Source organism: Candidatus Magnetaquicoccus inordinatus (genome assembly GCF_004217665.1).
GTDB classification, from domain to species: Bacteria; Pseudomonadota; Magnetococcia; order Magnetococcales; family Magnetaquicoccaceae; genus Magnetaquicoccus; species Magnetaquicoccus inordinatus.
In genome coordinates, this window is sequence record NZ_RXIU01000535.1 from 1 (window position 1) to 1,026 (window position 1,026).

General features: G+C 54.7%; 2 protein-coding genes. Both read right to left on the reverse strand.

The genetic code is table 11. The features are described from left to right. Window positions 1–773: methionyl-tRNA formyltransferase (fmt, locus tag EJP87_RS17095; protein WP_130473018.1), on the reverse strand; the 773-nt coding region annotated here is incomplete at its 3' end. A 2-nt stretch (window positions 774–775) separates the two neighbouring features. After that, a partial coding sequence (locus EJP87_RS17100) for a peptide deformylase (RefSeq protein ID WP_193771511.1) occupies window positions 776–1,026 on the reverse strand: 251 nt, incomplete at its 5' end.

A 1,026-nucleotide genomic window follows, 5' to 3' on the forward strand; every position in this document is an offset into this window, starting at 1 on the left:
CTGCCCGTCGCCAGACGACTGGCAAACAGTTTGAGTGGTTTACCATTGCAGAGGGTTTGTGCCCCCGGCCAAGGATTGAGGGCACGAATCTGCCGCTCTATCTGCTCGGCAGGCTGTTTCCAGTCGATACGTTCATCCTCTGCGCTCAATTTGTTTGCATAGGTGACCCCCTGTTCCGGTTGGGGAAGCAAGGGCAACTGACCAGATTGCAAAAGAGGTAAAGAGTCGTGCAACAGTTCAGCCCCCAACTGAGAAAGCTGATCGTGGAGCTCGCCCCCGGTCATGCCAGCGGTAATGGGCAGAGCACGCCAACAGAGCATGGGTCCGGTATCCAACCCAACATCCATACGCATCAAGGTCACCCCACTCTCCTGATCACCAGCCAGGAGCGCACGTTGAATCGGGGCCGCTCCGCGCCAGCGTGGCAACAAGGAGGCATGGATATTCAAACAACCCCAGCGCGGCAGGGCCAAGAACTCGGCGGATAAAATTTGCCCATAGGCAACCACCACTACCAGATCGGCCTGCAACTCGCGCAGCGCCTGTACCGCCTCTGGCGCACGTAAACGTGCTGGTTGCCACACAGGTATACCATGCTGCACCGCCATCTGTTTGACAGGTGAAGGAAGCAACTGCAAACCGCGACCGACCGGTTTATCCGGTTGGGTAAAAACAGCCACTACCGGATTGTTGCCTTGCAACAAACGCTGCAAAACCGGCACCGAAAAGGCGGGTGTACCCATAAAGACAATACGCCAGGGCTCTGCAAGCATGTTCATTTTTCTTTGGACTCGGCTGCTTTTTTCTTAAGTTTTTGTAGAATAATCGAGCGCTTCAGCGTCGAGAGATGATCAATGAACAAGGTACCATGCAGATGGTCGATCTCATGCTGCAGACAGACTGCCAACAGCTCTGTGGCTTCGATAGTAACTGGTCGATTATATTGATCCAAAGCCCGGATTTCAATTACCGCAGCGCGCAACACCTCGGCAATCTGTTCAGGAACCGACAAACACCCCTCCCGCC